Here is a 21,039-nt window from a genome sequence, read left to right as displayed (position 1 = left end):
ATGAGGCTTAGAAATTGTTCGGCAGCCGGTCGGCTTTGCGGCTGCGCGGGTCGTCGGGATCGAGAACCGGATCCGACGTATTGAAACCCGACGAAAGGCCGCCGTCGCCCGAGGATCCGCCGAGCACCATCCATAGGCCAAGCAGCAGGATGACTGCAAGCAGACCGATGATCCCCCATTTCAGAAGGGGTGACCTGGAGGACTTGGGTTCCTCCTCTTCCTCATCCACGAGTTCGAGTTCGGGTTCGCCCGGAAAGCTGGCGTCGTCCGCCTGAGGATAATCGCCGCCCAGCGCCGGGTCCGGCACGGTGTTGGGATCGGGCGCATAACCGGGCTGCTGAGGATAAGGCTGCGGCTCGCCGGGGAAACCAACATCCGGAAAACTCGCGTCTGCCTGTGGCTGCGGTGCTGCCGGTTGAGGCTGCGGCGGCTGCCCCAGCTGATGGGCGGGACCGTCGGCGCCGGGCCAAGCCGTATCGAGCTGGCCGGGAGCCCCTTGCGGCGCCTGCGGCGCAGCGCCGGGCTGGGGCGCAGCGCCCGGCCAGGGTGCCTGCGGCCCGCCCTGCGGCTGTGGTGCGGCGCGTGGTTGCGGCGGCGTTGGTTGCGGTTGAAGCGGCCGCGGCGACTGAACCTGCGGAGCCTGTGGCTGCGGCGCTTGGGGGGGACGGGCTTGCGGCTGCGATGGTTGCGTCGCCTGAGGCTGGGCGGCCTGCGGCGCTCCCGCCGGCGCACTCGGCCAGGCCGGTGTTTGCTGCGGGGCCGCCTGCTGTGGCTGCGGCCTGGGTTGTTGCGGCGCCGGCTGCTGCTGAGGCTGCGGCGTTCCATTGGCCCAACCTTGCGGCAGCTGTCCCGCCTGCTGCGCCGGCTGGCCCTGTGGCGTAGCCGGATGGCCGCCCGCCGGCGGAACCATGACCGGAACGTCCTGGACGGGCTTCGGCCCCAGTTCGACGACGCCGGCTTCAAGCTGGGCGTAAATGCGGCGGAGCAAGGGACGCGTGTCGAGATTGAGAAGCGTGCCGTAGGCGCTGACCACGCGGCACGTCTCCGGCCATGGCGGCAGGGCAAAGATGGCACCCTGCTCCAGCGCCTGCACGACTTCGACGGGCGCCGCGATGCGCGACGCCAGATCCGCCTCCGTCAGATTGCTCGCGGCTCTGAGGTCCCGAAAAAGATCGGCCACTTCCGCGTCATAGCCGGCAGACATTACTTCCAATCCCGTGAGTGCAACGCCGCGACTCTCCTGGCCGTGCGGCCGAAGAGCCTACCCAATAGCATCCGATCCGGGCGCAAATCCGCGCAACCGGAAAGTCCCCCTATAGCAGATTAACACAAGCCCAATGGCTGAGAGTTTGCAAGCCTTTGGCGCGCGGAGCGGATTCTCAAAAATCGTCGCACGACTCCGAGATGCAGTTCCGTCTAGATCTGTACCCCTGTTTCGGCCGCAAAACGCTTCAATTCTTCGCGCAAGGACGTCGACTTGACATCAAGCAACTCATCCAGCCGCGCCTGCAGGCTGGACGCATCGAGCGACAACACCATGGCCTTGACCGGCCCCACCGAGGCTGGCGCCATGGAAATCGTGCGGAATCCGAGACCGATCAGCGCCATGGCTTCGAGGGCCTTCCCCGCCATCTCGCCGCACAGCGTGAGGGGCGTGTTGAACCGCTCGGCCTCGCGAACGATATGCCGCAGCGCGCGCAGTGACGTCGGGCTGAGCGAATCGAACCGGCTCGACACGCGCTCATTGCTCCGGTCCGCCGCAAACAGGAACTGCAACAGATCGTTCGACCCTACGGAGACGAAATCCGTCAGAGGCAGAAGGTGGTCGAGTTGCCACAACAGCGCCGGCACCTCGACCATGGCGCCCACCATCAGCTTGGACGGCTCCGGCCGGCCGTGGGTCTTCAGCAGGGTCAGTTCGTGGTCGATCAGCGTGCGGGCGGCCTCGAACTCCGACACATCGGAAATCATCGGCAGGAGGATGCGCATTTCGCGCCCGTGCGCGGCGCGCAGCAAGGCGCGGATCTGGGTGCGGAACACCGCGGGCCGGTCGAGGGCCATACGGATCGCGCGCCAGCCGAGGGCCGGGTTTTCCTCCGCCCCGCCGCGGAAATAGGGAATGACCTTGTCGCCGCCGACATCCAGGGAGCGGAACACCACGGGACGTCCGGCCGCTTGGTCGAGGATCGACTTGTAGAGCTTCGTCTGCTGCTCGAGCCGAGGAAACGTCTCGGAGATCATGAACTGAAGCTCGGTCCGGAACAGCCCGATCCCGTCCGCGCCGGATTGCTTCAAGTGCGGCAGGTCGAACAACAGGCCTGCATTGATCTGCAGATTGACGCGCTGATCGTCGAGCGTGACCGCCGGCACCTCGCGCAACGCGGCATATTGGGCCTGCTTGCGGGCCTGGAAGCGGACCTTGTCGGAATAGGCGTGGACCACTTCCTGAGTCGGCCGCACATGCAGCTCCCCGCCCTGGCCGTCGAGGATCACCGCGTCGCCGGGCTCGACCATCTCGACCACGCCCTTGCACTGGGTGATCGCGGCGATCCCGAGCGCGCGGGCAACGATCGCCACGTGGCTGTTCGCGCCGCCCTCTTCCAGAACGAGGCCGCGCAGCCGGTGGCGGTCGTAATCCAAGAGCTCTGCCGGCCCCATCGTCCGCGCGACCACGATCGCATCCTCCGGGAGCGCGCCGGTGGAGGCCGTCGCCGTCTCCCCCGAAAGGAAGCGCAATAGCCGGTTGGACAGGTCTTCGATGTCATGCAGCCGGTCGCGGAAACGCGGGTCCGGCATGCGCATCATCCGTGCACGCGTATCATTGCGAACGCGCTGCACAGCCGCTTCGGCGGTCAGACCCGTCGCGAGCGCCTCGTCAAGGCGCCGGCGCCAGCCATGGTCGTGGGCGAACATGCGGAACGCTTCGAGCACTTCATGATGCTCACCGGCGCGCGCGAGATCGCCGCGCTCCATCATCTCGTCAATCTGGCCGGTCAGTTCCTCGATAGCCTGCTGCAACCGGCTCCGCTCGTGCTCCGCGTCCTCGGCGATCAGCTTGGTGATCACGATCCGGGGTTCGTGCAACACGATGTGCCCCAGCGCCACGCTCTCGGAGATTGGCTGACCGACGAAACGGACGCTTTGATCGCGCCCCTTCTCCGCCGTCACCTCCTCGGAGAGGATCCCGCCCGACGCCAGCGTATCGGCGATGACCATTGCCGTGGTCTGCAGCGCCTCGACTTCTTCGTCGCTGTACTGGCGCATGGTGCGGTTCTGCACCGTGAGAACGCCGATCGTGTGCCCGCCACGCAGGATCGGCACGCCGACAAAGGAATGGTAGATCTCCTCGCCGGTCTCGGGGCGGAAGGAGAAGGCCGGATGGTGCTGGGCGTCCGCGAATTGCTTCGGCTCGGCCTGCTCGGCGACAAGCCCCACGAGACCTTCGCCGGGCTTCAAATGCGTGTTGTGGACCGCGCTCACATTGAGGCCCTCGGTGGCCACGAGTTCGAGCGAGCCGTCACGGCGGCGCAGGTAGAGCGAGCACACCTCGGCCACGATGTTGGAGGCGATCAGCATCACCACCTTGTCGAGGCGTGCCTGCGCACTCTCGTGTTCCGCCATGACCTCACGGAGGCGGCGGAGCATCTGCCTTGGAGCACCAACGGATGCAGCCATAACGATAAGTCCCGGACCATCCGCCTGGTCGGCGGATCTCGAGCTTCCCCACTGTGAACGGCTAGAGTAGCCTAATTTTTCGCGTCTAAGCGCCGTCCAACCCAAAAAGGGTATGCAAGGTTCGCACCGCAAGCTCGGCATAGGCGGCGTCGATCAATACGCTAATCTTGATCTCGGACGTGGATATCGCCTCGATATTGATGCCCTTTTCGGCAAGCGCGCTGAACATTTGGGCTGCAACACCCGCGTGGCTCCGCATCCCGACGCCAATGGCCGAGACCTTGGCGATATCCGTTGCTCCGCGCAGATCCAGGTAGCCGATCTCGTCCTTGGCCGATTTCAGCACCTCGAGCGCCCGATCGAGATCCGCGCTCTGGACGGTAAAGGTCAGATCCGTCGACTTTCCATCTTCGGACACGTTCTGAACGATCATGTCGACATTTATATGAGCGTCCGATAGGGGGCCGAACACGCGCGCAGCCACGCCCGGTTTGTCGGCCACCTTCAGCAGCGTCACCTTGGCTTCGTCCCGTGCGTAAGCAATTCCACTGACGACATTCTGCTCCATGATCTCATCCTCATGGCAAACGAGTGTACCAATCCCCTCGCCCGTGTCGGGGTTGCCGGGTATATCCGGCGCATCGAAGCTGGAGCGCACGAGCACGGGCACGCTCCATTGCATGGCCATTTCCACCGAGCGGGTCTGCAGGACCTTGGCTCCTTGCGACGCCATCTCCAGCATTTCCTCGTAGGAGATGCGATCCAGCCGGTGGGCCTTGCTGACGACGCGCGGGTCGGTCGTGTAGACCCCGTCCACGTCGGTGTAGATATCACAGCGATCGGCCTGAAGCGCGGCGGCGAGCGCCACGGCACTCGTATCGGACCCACCCCGGCCGAGCGTCGCGATCCGGTTGTTCGGAGCGATGCCTTGGAAGCCGGCACAAACGGCGACTTCGCCGCCGAGCATCGCCGCCTTGATGTTGTCCACGTCGATGCCGGTGATGCGGGCCTTCTGATGCGCATCGTCCGTATGCACGGGGATCTGCCAGCCCTGCCACGAGCGCGCGCTCACGCCCATGGACTGCAGCACCAGGGCCAGGAGCCCCGACGTCACCTGCTCGCCCGACGAGACAACCGCGTCGTACTCACGGCAATCGTAGAGCGCCGACACGTCCGCCCCTCCGTTGCCGTCGGCCTTGTAGCCCCAAGCCTCTTCGACCCAGGCGACAAGCCTGTTGGTCTGGCCGGCCATGGCCGAGACCACGACGGCGCAGGCGTTCCCGGCATCGTGCTCGCGCTTCACATGCGCGGCCACGCTGCGGATCCGATCGATATCCGCGACCGAGGTGCCACCAAATTTCAATACAAGCAGAGACATACCGGCTCACAAGAAGAGGGCCGGCCCTTGGGATCGGGACCGGCCGGAACTTTCGGGTCTTTCTACTGATAAGGGTTGCAGGCTGCAACAGGCACGCGGGACTTCGGCCATTGCTTTGACGGGGCGAGGCATGGCCTTGACAGGGCGCGGCGCGGCGCCGCCAATGCGGCCATGACCGCATCCCAGGATACCGCCGCGCCGGCGGCCCCTTCCACGCTCGACTCCGGCGAAGTGGCGCAATTCGCGAAACTCGCCGACGAATGGTGGGACGAAAGCGGGCCGTTCCGCCCGCTGCACCGGCTCAACCCGGCGCGGCTCACCTATATTCGTGACCGCATCTGCGCGCAGTTCGGACGGGACCCCAAGGACCCGCCGTGCCTCGAAGGTCTCAGCGTGCTCGATATCGGCTGCGGGGGCGGGCTCGTGTCCGAGCCCCTAGCCCGCCTCGGGGCGACGGTGACCGGCATCGATCCCGGGCCCGAGACCATCGCCGCCGCCAAGGCTCATGCGGACGGCACCGGCCTCGCGATCGGCTACGAGGCGACGACGGCGGAGGCCGTTGCGGAACAAGGCCGCCGGTTCGACGTCGTCCTTCTACTCGAAGTGGTGGAGCACGTCCCCGATGTGCCGGCGTTCCTCGCCCGGCTCGCGCCTCTCGTGGCCGATGGCGGCGTCATGATCCTCTCGACGCTGAACCGGACACTCAAGTCCTACGCGCTCGCCATTGTCGGCGCGGAATACGTCCTGCGTTGGGTCCCTGCGGGCACGCATCAATGGGACCGGTTCGTAACGCCCGAGGAATTGAAGGCGGCTCTCGCCGACGCCGGGCTGCAATCCACTGACCTTACCGGCATGACCTACGATCCGTTGGCGGACGATTGGCGGCTGTCACGCGATACGGACGTCAACTACTTCGTGACGGCGACGCCCGCAGCGCCTGTCTAGGGCACGCCGGCATCACACGTCATGCGAATGAAAAACGCGGATCACCGCAAAACCCTCAACGGAAATCCTATTTTCCGTATGATTCTCGCGATTCCTTGAGAAACGTCGGCCGCTCGGTTGAGAACCGTGAGGCGGTCATGTTAGCTTCGCGAACCTAAGCCAAAACAACGACACCTCCCTACGGGACCGCTTCGGCGCGTCGCCATGACGCCCCGCATGCCGTTTCAGAGACGGAATGCGGGCGCGTGCAATTTCGCGTGCTCATTCTAACGGGGGGGGCACTTAACCCGGGAGGACGAATGCTAGATGAACACCAATTCGACGAGATCAACGACGCCAAAGCGACGATGGATCATATCTACGATCACGCCGATCCGCGCGCCTATTTTCGCGAGCTTGAAAGTGTTGGGTACAAAATCCCTGGAACAGCCAAGCCAATCCTCCAACAGTTGATCGGGTTGCGGCACGAGAAGACCGATGAGACGGTCCACGTCCTCGACATCGGTTGCTCCTACGGCATCAATGCAGCGCTGCTGAAACACGACCTCTCCATTCAAGACCTCTACGATCGATGGACTCGCTTGGAGCAAGCCGGCACCACCGCCCAAGAGATCGTCGAGCAAGACTCCGACTTCTTTGCCCAGCTGGAACAGGTCGAAGACATCGAGGTGATCGGCCTCGACGTTGCCGGGAATGCGGTCGCGTATGGCGAGAGAGCGGGTCTCCTGGATCAAGGGCTCGCAATGGATCTCGAGACCGAGTCTCTCCCGCAGGATGTCTGGCCAGATCTCGCTCCAGTCGACTTGGTGACGTCGACTGGATGTGTCGGCTACGTGACGGAGAAGAGCTTCGAGGAACTCCTACCGGCGGTCACCAAGGGCAGGCGCCCCTGGTTCGCCAACTTCGTACTGCGCATGTTTCCGTTCGACGCGATTGCGGAGACCCTCGGCAGAGCGGGCTTCGTGACGGAGAAGCTCAGCCAGCGGCTGTTCGTCCAGCGGAGATTCGCATCCAGGGACGAGCAAGACAAAGTCGTAGAGCAACTGACCGAGCGGGGCATCGACCCTTCGGGCAAGGAGACGGAAGGCTATCTCCTGGCTGAACTCTACCTTACCCGCCCGCGCGACGAGGCGTTGGACATCCCGATCGAACGCTTGCTGGCGGCCTAAGTCCGGCGCACGGCCCTAGCGACAAACACCACGCCACGGCCTCAAAGGCCGTGGCCCAGCACCTCGGTACCTAGTACCCCGGTGCGCGGAACCAGTTGCCACGGCGCGGGGCGCGGCGGTACTGGCGCTGCTGATTGCGCGGCACGAACACGCGGCGGCGGCGCTCCGCCCGCGGCTCGATTTCATTGTAACCGTAGCGCTGGTAATTCCGGTTCGGGGCATAGCGCGGATAAACCGGCCGGCCATAGTCCTGGTACGGATCGTAACGGCGGTCGGGATGGGCGATCTTGTAGTCGCCGCCCGGTGTCGCCCCGGTCAGAACGACTTCCGTACGGTCGAGACCCGTCTCTTTCACGAGATTGAAAAAGGTCTCCGCGTTCTTCGGCGACAGGCGGACGCAGCCGTGTGACGCGGGCCGCCCCAGCTTCTTCACCTCTTTGGTCGCGTGGATCGCATGGCCCTTCTTGGTGAAGAACACCGCATGAGGCATGGGCGCATTGTCGAACTGCTTGCTGTACCAAATCTCGTTCATCGAGCTAGCCGTGAAGGTGCCGCCCGGCGTGGCATAGCCCGGCAGACCCGTGGATACCGGCCAGCGATATTCCTCGACGCCATCGACAAACACCGTCATTTCCTGCGCCGTCTTGTCGACAGTGGCGACAATGATTGGGGTCTTCGGCTCGACCGGGGCCTCAACGTCGGCCAGGTCGTCGCTCTTCAGCGTCTCGATGTCCGGATCGCTGGTCAGAGACGATTCCGGCTCCTCTGCCGGCGAGCGCGATGCGCTTCTGGCCGGCTCGTCCGCGTCAGCCTCGTCAGAGTCCGCGTCCGTCGCCGATGTGTCGGTCGAGCCGAATCGATCGTCCGGATAGACGGGCTGTGGTTGGGCATCGAGCCCCTTCGGCATGCTGAGATCGAGATCCGGCGAGGTCGCGTGCTTGTTCGTCTCTGCGGCAGCCGGATGGGCAAGCAGAAGGGCCGCGAAGCATACGGCCACCAGCGGCCGGAACGCCGATAGAAGGGTCCAAGGCCGTGGTTGCTGTTGAAAAGTGAGGCGCATGATTCGTTCCCTGGTTATGCGCGATCCAACCGTCCGGCACCCTCATCATTGCAGAGGCATCCCGACATTTCCACGGCACTTCGCGAATTATTGTTCAGGTATACGTGACAGCCCCAAACAAGAGGTTACCCCGTGGGTAACACGGCCCGGCGAACCCGGTCCGGCTAGTTGTGCTCGTCGGGCAGCTTGGGCAACGGCAGCGCCGGAATTCCCTCTTCATACAACGACTTAGCCTCATCGACCGTCGCCTCGCCGTAGATATCCCGTTCTTCGGCTTCGCCGTGGTGCATTTTCCGCGCTTCCTCGGCGAATTTGTCACCGACATCGTCGGCATTGGCCTTCAGATGCTCTCTCAGGCCCTTGAGAAAGGCGTAACTTTGGCCTTGCTCCGAATCTTGGGGGCCCGTCAGCGGCCCATCGGTCGTCGGCGTCGCCTCGTCCCGTGCCGGCGCACGCCGTTGGCCGCGCAGCACCGCAGGCGCCATGGGCGCCTTCTGGACGTTCGCGCTGCCGCATTCCGGGCAACGGATCACTTCAGCCTCGCATTGCTCGTCATAGGAGTCGCTGGACGAGAACCACGCGTCGAACTGGTGCCCGGTCCCGCATTTGAGGGAATAACGGATCATGACGCTTGCCGCTTCATGGGCTCGCCGTCAGGGGTCGCAATCTCGATCTCGAACGGCCGTCCATGGGTGAGCGCGGGGATCCGGGCCCGGACCTCCTCGACGAGGGCAAGGTCGATGTCGGCGAAGACGACGCACGGGTCGGCCCCCGCTTCGGCCAGGATCTCGCCCCAGGGCGAGATGATCATCGAGTGCCCGAACGTCCAGCGGCCGTTCTCGTGAAGGCCGCCCTGCGTCGCCGCGAAGACATACGCGCCGGTCTCGATCGCGCGTGCGCGCAGCAGCACATGCCAATGCGCTTCGCCCGTGTGCTTGGTGAAGGCCGCGGGAATGGCGATCATATTGGCGCCGGCGATGGCGAGCGCCCGATACAGCGCGGCAAAGCGCAAATCGTAGCAAATGGTCATGCCGAGCCGCGCGGGCACGCCGCCGGGCGTCAAATCCGCGAGGACCGCCTTGCTGCCCGGCGTGTAGTTGTCGGACTCCCGATAGGACTCGCCATTCGGAAGATCGACGTCGAACATATGCAGCTTGTCGTAGCGGGCGGCGACCGTGCCATCAGGCGCCATGAGATACGAGCGGTTGGCGATACGCCCGTCGTCCGCTTTGACGCCGAGCGATCCGATATGCAGCCACACGCCGAGCTCGGCCGCCAGAGCGCGGAACACGGCCAGCGGACGGCTTTCCCCTTCCGGCTGCACCTGGCTCCGGACGAGCTCGGGCTCGAGTTCCATCAGCGCGCTATTCTCAGGGGTCTGAATATAGTGCGCGCCGCCTTTGGCCGCTTCGCGGATCAAGGCCTCGGCCGCGATCAAATTGTCCGCGATCACCCGCCCGGCGCGCAATTGCACGACCGCGGCGCGAAAACGATTGGCAGTGTCAGAACCCATTCTCAAGTCTCGATCGTTGGTCCTCTCCGGACCAGTCCAGTAGTGTGCCAGCAGAGATGTAAGCCGTCCTGCGGCAGACCGCGCTACCTAAAGCACGAACGCCGCCGGTTCAACGGCCCGGGCCAAGGCCAGCACGTCCACACGCGCCGCGCCCGCCCGTTTCAGAACGCGGGCGCAAGCCTCGATCGTGGCGCCGGTGGTAATCACATCGTCCACCAGCACGACGGATTTGCCGACGATCGCATGCGCGCGCGACGGCGACACCTTAAAGGCTCCGGCGACATTGCGCCTCCGCTGCGCCGCCGACAAGCCCACCTGACTGGCCGTGCGGCGCGTCCGCCGCAAAACGAAACAATCGGCGGGCACACCCGTGTGACTTTCGATCCCCCGCGCCAGCAACGCCGATTGATTGAAGCGCCGCGACCACAGCCGCGACCGATACAGCGGAACCGGCACGAGCAGATCCGCATCAGCCAGGAGCTCGGACCCGGCCCGAACGAGCCAGCGGGCGAACAGGCGCAAGCCGTCCTGCCGGTCACGGTATTTGAAGCTCTGGATCAGATCGCGCATGGTCTGCGAATAGCGCGCCACGGCCCGGGCCCTGTCGTAGACCGGCGGCGCAGCGATCGCCGCTGCCGACAGATACGGTTCCCCCGTATCGTAAGGAAGCGGCACGCCGAGACGCGTACACAAAGGAGGCGCGATGAAATCGATGCCGGCGAAACACGGACCGCACAGGAGCCCGTGGGACCCGATTGGGGTGCGGCAGACCACGCATACGGGCGGCAGCACCAGATCAGTCGCCGCGCGCAGCACCGTGCGCCACGCGGAAGCGGTCTCTACCTTTGTTGCTTCAATGGACATCACGACAATTATAAGTTGTCAGCGATTGAATGAGGAGCCGCAATGAGCGAGGGCCCGCTTCTCTTCGACCGGCGCCTCTTGCGCGAGCGCAGAGCCCGCTTTGCCGCAGAGATCGAAGAGCGCGAAGTCCTGATCGGCCACGTCGCCGGCGAGCTAGCGGATCGGGTAGCGATCATGTTGCGCGCTTTTCCCCGGGCGCTCGATCTTGGCGCCTATCACGGCCTTCTAGGGCGGACCATCGCCGAACTGCCGTCCGTAGAAGAGGTGTTCTATGCGGAGAGCGTGCTCGCCTATGCGCGGCGCTGCCCGCCGCCTGCCGTTGTCTGCGATGAAGACTTGCTGCCGTTCAAGGACGGCGCCTTCAACCTCGTCGTGTCGGGCCTTGCCCTTCATCGCGTCAACGATCTGCCCGGCAGCCTCATCCAGATTCACCGGGCGCTTGCTCCCGACGGGCTCTTCATGGCCGCGGCACTCGGCGCCAATGCGCTCGGCGAATTGCGGGAATGCCTGCTCGAGGCGGAAGAGGAGATCGAGGGCGGGGTGTCTCCGCGCGTCGCCCCCTTCGCGGACGTACGATCCTATGGCGCACTTCTGCAACGCGCCGGCTTCGCCCTGCCCGTCACGGACACCGAAGAGCTCGAGGTGATCTACCCCTCGCCTCGAGCGTTGATGCAGGAAATCCGCGCGCTCGGCGGCGGCAATGTGCTCGTGGCCCGCAGCAAGAAACCCTTGTCACGGCGGGTGCTGATGCGCGCCGAAGACCTGTACCGGTCGCGCTACGGCACACCGGACGGCAAGATCGCCGCGACATTCCAGTTCGTTTTCATGAGCGGCTGGGCCCCGGACCCGAGCCAGCAGAAGCCCCTGAAGCCGGGCTCGGCGCAAAGCCGCCTGGCGGATGCGCTCAATACGACGGAGCAGCCGGGCGGCGCGAAGGCATCGTTCCCCCAAACCGATCCCAACGCCGATGATGAGCCAGATACGAAGAGCTAAATAAGCGCCGGACCGTTTCCCTCAGCCGTCAGTCGAGGCGTTGCGCACGCAATCGAGCAAGCCGGGCAGCAGGTCCTTGAGCGGCTCGTCGGCAGGCGGCATCGCATAGTCGTGCAAGGCAGCCGGATCGGCCCAGGCCAGCGCCTGCCCTTCTTTGGCTGTGACATTTCCCGACCACTGCCAGCACGCGAAGAGCGGCATCAGCAGATCGAAGTCCGGGTAGGAGAAACTCGAGAACGTCAGTGGGATGAGCGCCGATGGCTGGATCGCGATTCCGAGTTCCTCGTCGAGCTCGCGGACGAGGCCGTGTTCCGGCGTCTCCCCGTCCTCCAGCTTGCCGCCGGGAAACTCCCACAGCCCCGCGAGCGGCTTGCCTTCGGGACGCTGGGTAATGAGCACGCGACCGCTTCCATCTACGAGCGCACACGCGGCGACCAGCACAAGCGGCTTCGCGCCCGCAGATTCCGTCACGACCGGTAATCGGCGTTGATGGCGATGTATTCCTTAGTGAGATCGCAGGTCCACATCGTATCCGTGCCCTCACCAATGCCCACATCCACGGTGATGTCGATCTCGGGACGCTTCATATAGGTAGCCCCATCCGCCTCTTTGTAGGCGGGCGCCACCTCGCCGTCTTTCGCGACCTCGATGTCGCCGAACCAGATCGCCAACCGGTCGCGGTCGGCCGCCTCTCCGGCCTTGCCCACGGCCATGACGATACGGCCCCAGTTCGGATCCTCGCCCGCCAGCGCCGTTTTCACGAGCGGCGAATTGCAGATCGCCTTCGCAATGGTGCGCGCCGCCGCCTTGGACTCCGCTCCCTTGACCGTAACAGAGACGAACTTGGTCAGCCCCTCGCCGTCCTTCACGATCTGATGGGCAAGGTCACGCATGAGATCGAACAGAGCCGCACGGAAACCGCCGAGCCGCTCGTCGTTGCCGTCCGCAATGCGTGGGCACGAACGCCGCTCCGCCGCGCCTGTCGCGAACAGGAGCACCGTGTCGCTCGTGGACGTGTCGCTGTCGATCGTGATCGCGTTGAAACTGTCTTCGACCAGCGGCGACAGAACCGACTGAAGCGCGGCGGGCTCGATCGGCGCGTCCGTGAACAGGAAGGAAAGCATGGTCGCCATGTCGGGGGCGATCATGCCCGCGCCCTTGGCGATGCCGTTGAGCGTGACGGTCACGCCGTCGATCTCGCACGTACGCGTGGCGAGCTTCGGGAACGTGTCGGTCGTCATGATGGCGCGGGCCGCCATCTCATAAGCGTCGCCCTCCGCCTCGTCCGCCAGCCCCGCGAGGAAGCCCACGAATTTCGAGGGATCGAGCGGCTCGCCGATCACGCCGGTCGAGGCGACATACACATCCGCATCGAGACAATCGGCGATGCGTGCCGTGGCCCGCACCGTTTCTGCGACCGCCTCGCGCCCGCGCATGCCCGTGAAGGCATTCGCGTTGCCCGAGTTAACGACGAGCGCCCGAGCCATGCCGTGCCGCACATGCTCGCGGCACCATTCGACCGCCGCCGACGCCGTTTTGGACGTGGTGAACACGCCCGCCACGGCGGTCGATGGCTCGAACAGCGCCAAGAGCAAGTCGGTGCGGCCGGCATAGCGAATCCCGGCCTCGCACGCCGCGAGGCGAACCCCCTCGATCGGCGGCAAGACCGGCACGTGCACCGGGGCAAACGGCGAGACTTTGTCCATGTCCGGATTCATGGCCGAAACGCCGGCGACCCTAGTGGTCCTCGTTGAACTCTTCGTCGGGCAGCGGCGGCGCTTCGCCCCGCATGGCCGCATCGTCCATGGACCGCTTGATATCCGGATCGAGGATCTCAATGTCGGCATTGGACCGAAGGTCGCTCACGACCGTTTGGGCTTTGCGCACGACCAGCTGGCTCATGATGGGGTCTTTGACGTCATCGAACGTCGGGAGCTTCTGATCGCGTTTCTCCTCGACCTGGATGATGTGCCAGCCGAAGCTCGTCTTCACGGGATCGGAAATCTGACCCACGTCGAGCGCGAAGGCCGCATCCTCGAACGGCTTCAACATCTGACCGCGCGTGAAGAAACCGAGATCGCCGCCCTCGGCGTTCTTGTCTTTCGACTTTTCAGAAGCGAGCTTGGCAAAATCGGCGCCGCCATCGAGCTCCGCCTTGATCGCCTTCGCCTGATCTTCTGTATCGACGAGAATGTGCCGGGCCTTGATCTCCTGCTCCGGCTTCACCTTGGCGATGTTCTCCTCGAAGACCTTCTTCGCTTCGTCTTCGGAAACACCGCCCGTGACGTTCTTGTCAAAGTACGCATCCCGCAGCGCGCGCCGCCGGTGATAGGCCTCGCGTGCTGCAAACGTATCGGCCTCGTCCAGCTTTTCCTTTTCGCCGGCGCCGGCCAGAAGTTCGTTCTCGATCACGAACTGCATGAGGATACGCTTGCGGTCGTCGGGACGGACAGTTCCGAGCCGCGGGCCGACTTCGGAGGCGGCAAAGTCTAGATCGGACTGTTTGATCTCCACCCCGTTCACGCGCGCGACGACAGCGTCGGCGGCGATTGCTGGCGGCACAAGGAACATCGACGCTGCAAGGAGCAGCAAGGCTGACCACAATTTCACTGGATTAATCCTCGTCTTCGGCTCCGGCCTAATCACATCGACTGGTGGCGGAGCGGGTTTGGGTGCTTCCCCAGATGCCTTCTTAGCGTTGGCCTCGGGACTTGCCAACCCGCAGGAATTGACAGGATTCTAATTATTCAATAGTTCTAGAACTATGGATATTATAGAGGCTGTCGACGCGCTGGGCGGGCTGGCACAGGAAAGCCGTCTCAAGGTTTTCAGGTTGCTGGTCCGGGCGGGCTTCAACGGGATGGCGGCGGGCGATATCGCCGAGGCGGTCGGCATCCCGAAGAACACACTGTCATCCCACCTGGCTATCCTTGCGCGCGCCAACCTCGTCCAGGCCCGCAAAGAAGGCCGGTCCATGATCTACGCCGTGGATCTCGAAGGCACCCGGACGCTGCTCTCCTTCCTCGTGGAGGATTGCTGTCAGGGAGACCCGTCGGTTTGCGGCCCATTGATCGAGACGACGCTTGCGACGTGCTGTTCGGAGTGAACGGAGGAAACCGACATGAAACCCGGCGACGCTAACGATCCCCTGAACGTGCTTTTCCTATGCACGGGCAATTCCGCCCGTTCCATCATGGCCGAATGCATCATGAACCGCGAAGGCCTCGGAAAATTCAAGGCTTACAGCGCGGGCAGCATGCCGGCCGGCCAGGTCAATCCCTATGCCCTCAACCTGTTGCGGAAGCTGAACTACGACGTGTCCGGCTTGCGCTCGAAGTCCTGGGAGGAATTCAGCGGCCCCGAGGCTCCCAAACTCGATTTCGTCTTCACCGTCTGCGACAACGCGGCCAAGGAAGTCTGTCCGATCTGGCCCGGTCAGCCGATGTCGGCCCATTGGGGCCTCCCGGACCCGGCGGCGGTCGACGGCACCGACGCGGTGCGTGCGCTCGCCTTCGACGACACCTACCGCATGCTGTTTCAGCGCATCACGATCTTCGTCAACCTGCCGTTCGCAAGCCTGAGCAAGCTCTCGCTGCAGAAACAGCTCGACGAAATCGGCAAACAGGGCGCTGCGGCCACCAAAGAGCCTGCCTGACGGTGCCACGAGTGCCCCGCCGCTCGCGTTGACAAGGCAGAGGCCGCCACTTATGTCTCCGGCGTTGACCCCCGGCATTTCTCGCCGTTTTTTCTAGGGACCGGCGAACAACCGCCGGGGGTCTCATACTCCATTCGCCAAGGACCTCCAGGGCTCTAGGAAGAGCCCCGCGCGGCCCGGCTTACGCCATTGAGAGGCTAACGGTTCGATGCTTTCCCTCGGCGCCATTGCCAATAAAGTCTTCGGCTCATCCAACGACCGCAAACTGAAGAAGTACGATCCGGTCGTCGCGGCGATCAACGCCCTCGAGCCGGAGGTTTCCACCCTTTCCGACGAGGCGCTACGCGCCCGCACCGACGAATTCCGCGAACGCCTTGCCAAGGGCGAAACGCTCGACGATCTCCTGCCGGAGGCCTTCGCCACGGTTCGCGAGGCCGCCAAGCGCACGCTGGGCCAGCGCCATTTCGACGTGCAGCTCATTGGCGGCATGGTCCTGCACGAAGGCCGCATCGCCGAGATGAAGACCGGTGAAGGCAAGACGCTCGTCGCCACGCTCCCCGTCTATCTGAACGCGCTGACGGGCAAGGGCGTGCATGTCGTGACGGTGAACGACTATCTGGCCAAGCGCGACGCCGCCTGGATGGGGCAGATCTACTCCTTCCTGGGCCTCACCGTCGGCACGATCGAGCACGATCTGAACGACGAGCAGCGCAAGGCGCAGTACGCGTGCGACGTGACCTACGGCACGAACAACGAGTACGGCTTCGACTATCTGCGCGACAACATGAAGTATCTCGAAAGCGAGATGGTCCAGCGCGGACATCCCTTCGCCATCGTCGACGAGGTGGACTCCATTCTGATCGACGAGGCGCGGACCCCGCTCATTATTTCCGGTCCCCTCGACGACCGCTCCGATTTCTACAACACGATCGACGTGTTCATCCCCAAGCTCAACGACGAAGACTTCGAGCTCGACGAAAAGACCCGCCAGGTCTCGCTCACCGAGGAGGGCAACGAGCATATCGAACAGCTCCTCATCGAAGCCGACCTCCTCAAGGGCGATTCCCTCTACGACGTCGAGAATGTCAGCGTGGTGCACCACGTGCAGCAGGCGCTGCGCGCCCACAAAGTGTTCCAGCGCGACCGCGACTACATCGTGAAGAACGGCGAAGTCGTCCTGATCGACGAGTTCACGGGCCGCATGATGTCCGGCCGCCGGTTCTCCGAGGGCCTGCACCAGGCGCTCGAGGCCAAGGAACACGTCGAGATCCAGCCCGAGAACCAGACCTTCGCGACGATCACGTTCCAGAACTATTTCCGCCTCTACAACAAGCTCGGCGGGATGACTGGCACGGCGCTGACCGAAGCCGACGAGTTCATGGACATTTACGGTCTCGATGTCGTCGAGGTGCCGACCAACAGGCCCATGGCGCGCGCAGACGAGGACGACGAGGTCTACCGGACGGCGAAAGAGAAGTACGACGCCATCATCGAGCTGATCCGGGACGCGCAGGAGCGCGGCCAGCCGATGCTCGTCGGCACCACCTCGATCGAGAAATCGGAAATCCTCTCGGAGCTCCTGAAGAAGCGCAAAGTCCCGCACAACGTGCTCAACGCGCGCTACCACGAGCAGGAAGCGCACATCGTTGCGCAGGCCGGCGTGCCGGGCGCGATCACCATCGCCACGAACATGGCCGGCCGAGGCACGGACATTCAGCTCGGCGGCAATCTGGAAATGCGGCTCGAGGACTGGCTCGCCGAACAGGCCGAAAAAGGCAAGGAGCCCAGCCCCGAGGAAGTCGAAGCGAAGCGCGCCGAGATCGACGCGGACATCCAGGCCAAGAAGAAACAGGCTCTCGAGGCCGGCGGTCTCTACGTCGTCGGCACCGAACGCCATGAAAGCCGCCGTATCGACAACCAGCTCCGCGGCCGTTCGGGCCGTCAGGGCGATCCCGGCGCCTCCCGCTTCTTCCTGTCCCTCGAGGACGATCTGATGCGCATCTTCGGATCCGAGCGCATGGACGGCATGTTGCAGGCGCTCGGCCTCAAGGACGGCGAGGCGATCGTCCATCCCTGGATCAACAAGGCTCTGGAGAAAGCGCAAGGCAAGGTCGAAGCGCGCAACTTCGACATCCGCAAGAACGTCGTGAAGTTCGACAACGTGATGAACGATCAACGCAAGGCGATCTTCGAGCAGCGTCGCGAACTCCTGGCGGACGAGGACCTCGCCGAGACGGTCGCGGAAATGCGCCGTCAGGTCGTGGACGACTTGGTTGCCGAGGCGATCCCCGAAAAGTCATATCCCGAACAATGGGACCTGGAGGGGCTCAAGGAGAAGATCAGCACCGTCTTCGCTCTCGACCTGCCCATCGCCGATTGGGCGGACGAGGAAGGCATCGCCGAAGCCGAAATTCACGAGCGGCTGATCAAGGCGACCGACGAGGCCGCCGCCCGCAAGGCCGCAAGGTTCGGCTCGGAAACCATGCGGCAGCTCGAGCGCGCGGTTCTGCTCCAGACCCTGGACGGCCTGTGGCGCGAGCACCTCGTGACCCTCGAGCATTTGCGTCAGGTCATCGGTCTGCGCGGTTATGGCCAGCGCGATCCGCTGAACGAGTTCAAGAGCGAAAGCTTCACCTTGTTCGAGCAGATGCTCGCGCGCCTGCGCGAAGCTGTGACGGGGCAGATCATGCACGCGGAGATCGCGCAGGAATCCGACGCGCCGTCCCTGGACATCACCGACCTGCCGCCCATGGAAGCCCACCACATCGATCCCACCACGGGCGAGGACGAGTTTGCGTTGGAGGGTGCGGAAACCGCGCCCGCATCCGGCGCGGCTGCGCCGATGCGCACCCGCAAGGCGCCCGCCGTGGCGCTCGACCCATCCGATCCCTCGACCTGGGGCAAGGTCCAGCGCAATGCGCCCTGCCCGTGCGGGTCAGGCAAGAAATACAAGCACTGCCACGGGGCGTTTTAGCGACAACTATCTGCTTGAAGCCAACGCACCGGTGGCGCGGTAGGGCGAAAGCCTAAAGGGGGACCCCGCGAACGCCATGACGGTCGACCAAGCGCTCGCCTTCGCCATCGTCGTCGGCATGATGGCGCTCTTCATCTGGGGACGCCTGCGCTACGACGTCGTCGCGCTGCTATCGCTCCTGGCCGCGATCGCCGCGGGCATCGTGCCGCCCGAGAAGGCCTTCTCCGGATTCAGCGACGACATTGTCATCATCGTCGGCAGCGCCCTCATCGTCAGCGCCGCGGTCGGCCGGTCAGGCGTAATCGAACGGCTGGTGCGCCGGTTCGGCCCCTATCTCACGACAGTGTATCGGCAGATTGCCGCCCTCGTAGGCTCGGTCACCGTCATGTCCGGGTTCGTGAAGAATATCGGCGCGCTGGCGATGCTGATGCCGGTCGCGTTCCAGGTCTCTCGCCGCAGCGGAACGTCGCCGTCGTCTCTCCTGATGCCGATGTCGTTCGGCGCGCTCCTCGGCGGCACCGTCACCCTCATTGGGACCTCGCCGAACATCATCGTGAGCCGGGTCCGCGAACAGACCCTCGGGCAGCCCTTCGAGATGTTCGACTTCGCGCCTGTCGGCGCCTGCCTCTCGCTCATCGGCTTCCTGTTTCTGCTGGTCGGCTGGCGCCTCTTGCCAAACGACCGCAAAGGGATCGTCTCCATGGATGCGGCCTTCACCTTGGAAGGCTACACGACCGAGGTCGCCGTTCCCGAAGACTCCCCTGCCGCCAACATCACCGTCAAGGCGCTCGAGGATCTCAGCGAGGGCGACGTCGAAGTCATCTCGCTGATCCGGGGAACGGTGCGCCGCTTCGACCCGGCGGGAAACAACATCATCCGGGCCGGCGACGTGTTGATCCTGCGCGGCGAACCCTCCGCCCTGGAACGGCTTGTCGCGCTGGAGAAGCTGACACTGGTGCCTCATGCAGAGGGCAACGGGCGCGACACGCCCAGCGACGAGATCGGCATCATGGAAGCGGTCATCACACCGGATTCCGAGCTGATCGGCTATTCGGTCGGCCAGTTGAAACTCGCCGACCGGCACGGCATGGACCTCCTCGCCGTGAGCCGGACCGGACGCCGCATCGCCAACCGGTTGCGCGCGGTGAAGCTCCGCGCCGGCGACGTGGTCGTGCTCCAGGGCAATCTGACCACCATGCCGGAGACGCTCGGCGCACTGCATCTTCTGCCGCTGGCCGAGCGCGACTTGCGGATCGGGCGCCGGGGCAGCCTCCTGCCCCTTGCCGTCCTGACCGTCGCCATGGGGCTTGTCGCCTTCAGTATCGTGCCGGTGGCCATCGCCTTCTTTGGCGCCGCCGTCGTGCTGCTGCTCCTCCGCTCGCTATCTCTGCGCGAAGCCTATGACGTGGTGGAATGGCCCATCCTCGTCATGCTCGGCGCGCTCATCCCCGTCAGTGACGCGCTGCGCACCACGGGCGGCACAGATCTCATCGCCGGATGGCTGTCTGAGACCGCGTCTTATCTGCCGGCCTACGGGGCGCTGCTCCTGCTCATGGCCGCGGCCATGGCCGTGACGCCCTTCCTCAACAATGCGGCCACGGTGCTCGTCATGGCGCCCATCGCCGCGAGCTTCGCCGGCAATCTAGGCTACAACCCCGACGCGTTCCTGATGGGGGTCGCGATCGGCGCGGCCTGCGATTTCCTGACGCCCATCGGCCATCAGTGCAACACGCTGGTGATGGGCCCCGGCGGCTACCGCTTCGGCGACTACTGGCGGCTGGGCCTGCCGCTCTCCGTCATCGTGCTGCTCGCGGGCACGCCGCTCATTCTGTATTTCTGGCCTCTGTAGTGCCGGCGCGTTCGCGCTGACCGTGCCCCGCCACCGTCTCGGGGCAATGCTCCTCGACCACGCTGTCCACCGTGGCGGCGCTGCCCCGTTCGAACACGTAGGCCCCGTCGCAAACACTCACCTTGGGTGGCACGCGGTCCTCGGCAAACAGATCGTGTCCCGTTTTCAGATTGGCCCAAAACGGCGCCCATTTGTCTCCCGAGCGGAGGCTGAGATTCTTCTCGGTCATCCGAAAGGGAAAGGCGTGGACGGGGATACGCGCCTGGCCGTTGTCGAGCGCCGCAGTGACGAAGGCCCAGAGTTCGTCCACGACCCCATCGGTCACGGCAAAGCAACCGATCGACGCGCAGCCGCCATGCACCATCAGAAACGAGCCGGTGCGGCCCTTGCCGCGGTCATAGGCGTTCGGGAAGCCGAGATTGAACGACAGGTGCTCGACGCTGTTGGGATTGAGCGCGTCCTTCGTCACCGTATAGAAGCCCTCGGGCGCCTGCCGGTCGCCCTCCTTCAGCTTCGGCCCGAGGCGCCCGGACCACATGCAGATCGGATAGGTGGCGAAGCGCTCGAAGCGGCCGTTCTTCTGGACCCAGAGTTCGATCTCGGATTCGAGCTTGTAGATGCGGATGTAGACCGGCATGCCGGGCTTCACGCCGGCTTCGTTCATTCGCGCGGAGAAACGGGTCAGGTCCGGCGTCCCCGGCAAGGGCCAGCCGGCCCGGAAGTGCCCGCGATTTTCCTGGCGGTCCCAGTTGATCGTCACGCGATCGATGAGCTGCCGCCCCTCGGGCGTGAACAGGTAATACGCACCACCTGCGAGCACGGCCACCAGTACAGAGACGAAGAGTAAGCGCAGCATCGTCAGCCCTCTCGGACAAGCGCGGTTGTTGGACCCCCATGCTAGGGGTGCAAATCAGCCTGAGAAAGAGGGCCAGAGGATGATCCCCGAAACCGGGAACGCGCCTCC

18 protein-coding genes are annotated in these 21,039 nt (G+C 64.5%); 7 read left to right on the top strand and 11 right to left on the bottom strand.

What is annotated here, in order from left to right; translation table 11 throughout:
- Positions 1–7: 7 nt before the first annotated feature.
- From DCY11_RS10015 to DCY11_RS10005, 3 genes are all read right to left on the bottom strand, one after another.
- Positions 8–1,204 (bottom strand): RodZ family helix-turn-helix domain-containing protein, encoded by a 1,197-nt coding sequence (locus DCY11_RS10015; RefSeq protein ID WP_108682770.1) that lies wholly within the window; start codon positions 1,202–1,204, stop codon positions 8–10.
- A 212-nt stretch (positions 1,205–1,416) separates the two neighbouring features.
- Positions 1,417–3,675, bottom strand: a complete 2,259-nt coding sequence (ptsP, locus tag DCY11_RS10010; RefSeq protein ID WP_108682769.1) for a phosphoenolpyruvate--protein phosphotransferase — start codon at positions 3,673–3,675, stop codon at positions 1,417–1,419.
- Between the two features lie 85 nt (positions 3,676–3,760).
- Complete coding sequence (locus tag DCY11_RS10005) at positions 3,761–5,053, bottom strand: aspartate kinase (protein WP_108682768.1); 1,293 nt, start codon at positions 5,051–5,053, stop codon at positions 3,761–3,763.
- A gap of 171 nt (positions 5,054–5,224) precedes the next feature.
- Between DCY11_RS10005 and ubiG the strand changes: the two genes are divergently transcribed.
- Positions 5,225–5,998, top strand: a complete 774-nt coding sequence (ubiG, locus tag DCY11_RS10000; RefSeq protein WP_108682767.1) for a bifunctional 2-polyprenyl-6-hydroxyphenol methylase/3-demethylubiquinol 3-O-methyltransferase UbiG — start codon at positions 5,225–5,227, stop codon at positions 5,996–5,998.
- Positions 5,999–6,297: 299 nt separating this feature from the next.
- Positions 6,298–7,167 (top strand): methyltransferase type 12, encoded by an 870-nt coding sequence (locus DCY11_RS09995; protein ID WP_108682766.1) that lies wholly within the window; start codon positions 6,298–6,300, stop codon positions 7,165–7,167.
- A 70-nt stretch (positions 7,168–7,237) separates the two neighbouring features.
- On the opposite strand, the gene DCY11_RS16170 is transcribed toward DCY11_RS09995, so the two are convergent.
- From DCY11_RS16170 to DCY11_RS09975, 4 genes are all read right to left on the bottom strand, one after another.
- Positions 7,238–8,227, bottom strand: coding sequence for a L,D-transpeptidase (locus DCY11_RS16170; protein ID WP_371515002.1), 990 nt, complete (start codon positions 8,225–8,227; stop codon positions 7,238–7,240).
- A gap of 164 nt (positions 8,228–8,391) precedes the next feature.
- Positions 8,392–8,853 carry a DUF1178 family protein gene (locus DCY11_RS09985; RefSeq protein WP_108682765.1) on the bottom strand — a complete coding sequence of 154 codons (462 nt, stop codon included), beginning with the start codon at positions 8,851–8,853 and terminating at the stop codon, positions 8,392–8,394.
- Positions 8,850–9,740: a carbon-nitrogen hydrolase family protein gene (locus tag DCY11_RS09980; RefSeq protein WP_108682764.1), complete on the bottom strand. Its 891-nt coding sequence runs from the start codon at positions 9,738–9,740 to the stop codon at positions 8,850–8,852. Before DCY11_RS09980 ends, DCY11_RS09985 begins: the two co-directional genes overlap by 4 nt.
- 87 nt (positions 9,741–9,827) lie before the next feature.
- Complete coding sequence (locus DCY11_RS09975) at positions 9,828–10,604, bottom strand: ComF family protein (RefSeq protein WP_108682763.1); 777 nt, start codon at positions 10,602–10,604, stop codon at positions 9,828–9,830.
- Positions 10,605–10,646: 42 nt separating this feature from the next.
- On the opposite strand from DCY11_RS09975, the gene DCY11_RS09970 reads away from it, so the two are divergent.
- The gene (locus DCY11_RS09970) at positions 10,647–11,597 is read left to right on the top strand and encodes a class I SAM-dependent methyltransferase (protein WP_108682762.1); all 951 of its coding nucleotides are present in this window, start codon (positions 10,647–10,649) and stop codon (positions 11,595–11,597) included.
- A 21-nt stretch (positions 11,598–11,618) separates the two neighbouring features.
- On the opposite strand, the gene DCY11_RS09965 is transcribed toward DCY11_RS09970, so the two are convergent.
- From DCY11_RS09965 to DCY11_RS09955, 3 genes are read right to left on the bottom strand one after another with little or no spacing between them, the layout of a single operon-like run.
- Complete coding sequence (locus tag DCY11_RS09965) at positions 11,619–12,068, bottom strand: (deoxy)nucleoside triphosphate pyrophosphohydrolase (RefSeq protein WP_108682761.1); 450 nt, start codon at positions 12,066–12,068, stop codon at positions 11,619–11,621.
- Positions 12,065–13,303: a bifunctional glutamate N-acetyltransferase/amino-acid acetyltransferase ArgJ gene (gene argJ / locus DCY11_RS09960; RefSeq protein WP_245409334.1), complete on the bottom strand. Its 1,239-nt coding sequence runs from the start codon at positions 13,301–13,303 to the stop codon at positions 12,065–12,067. Before argJ ends, DCY11_RS09965 begins: the two co-directional genes overlap by 4 nt.
- 31 nt (positions 13,304–13,334) lie before the next feature.
- The gene (locus tag DCY11_RS09955) at positions 13,335–14,207 is read right to left on the bottom strand and encodes a peptidylprolyl isomerase (RefSeq protein ID WP_159079933.1); all 873 of its coding nucleotides are present in this window, start codon (positions 14,205–14,207) and stop codon (positions 13,335–13,337) included.
- A gap of 154 nt (positions 14,208–14,361) precedes the next feature.
- On the opposite strand from DCY11_RS09955, the gene DCY11_RS09950 reads away from it, so the two are divergent.
- The 4 genes from DCY11_RS09950 to DCY11_RS09935 all read left to right on the top strand — a co-directional run bounded on the left by DCY11_RS09950 (position 14,362) and on the right by DCY11_RS09935 (position 20,075).
- Positions 14,362–14,703: a helix-turn-helix transcriptional regulator gene (locus DCY11_RS09950; protein ID WP_108682758.1), complete on the top strand. Its 342-nt coding sequence runs from the start codon at positions 14,362–14,364 to the stop codon at positions 14,701–14,703.
- 15 nt (positions 14,704–14,718) lie between these two features.
- Complete coding sequence (locus tag DCY11_RS09945; RefSeq protein WP_108682757.1) at positions 14,719–15,252, top strand: arsenate reductase ArsC; 534 nt, start codon at positions 14,719–14,721, stop codon at positions 15,250–15,252.
- 208 nt (positions 15,253–15,460) lie between these two features.
- Positions 15,461–18,226: a preprotein translocase subunit SecA gene (gene secA, locus DCY11_RS09940; protein WP_108682756.1), complete on the top strand. Its 2,766-nt coding sequence runs from the start codon at positions 15,461–15,463 to the stop codon at positions 18,224–18,226.
- A 76-nt stretch (positions 18,227–18,302) separates the two neighbouring features.
- Positions 18,303–20,075 carry an SLC13 family permease gene (locus DCY11_RS09935; protein ID WP_108682755.1) on the top strand — a complete coding sequence of 591 codons (1,773 nt, stop codon included), beginning with the start codon at positions 18,303–18,305 and terminating at the stop codon, positions 20,073–20,075.
- Here DCY11_RS09935 and DCY11_RS09930 read toward each other — a convergent pair.
- Positions 20,050–20,931, bottom strand: a complete 882-nt coding sequence (locus tag DCY11_RS09930; RefSeq protein ID WP_208430441.1) for a murein L,D-transpeptidase family protein — start codon at positions 20,929–20,931, stop codon at positions 20,050–20,052. The two genes, DCY11_RS09935 and DCY11_RS09930, sit on opposite strands and share 26 nt — an antisense overlap.
- Positions 20,932–21,039 lie beyond the last annotated feature (108 nt).

The sequence above is a fragment of the Methyloceanibacter sp. wino2 genome, from assembly GCF_003071365.1.
Lineage (GTDB): Bacteria > Pseudomonadota > Alphaproteobacteria > Rhizobiales > Methyloligellaceae > Methyloceanibacter.
Note: the sequence above shows the minus strand (reverse complement) of the source record. Positions and strands in the feature narration are given on the sequence as shown.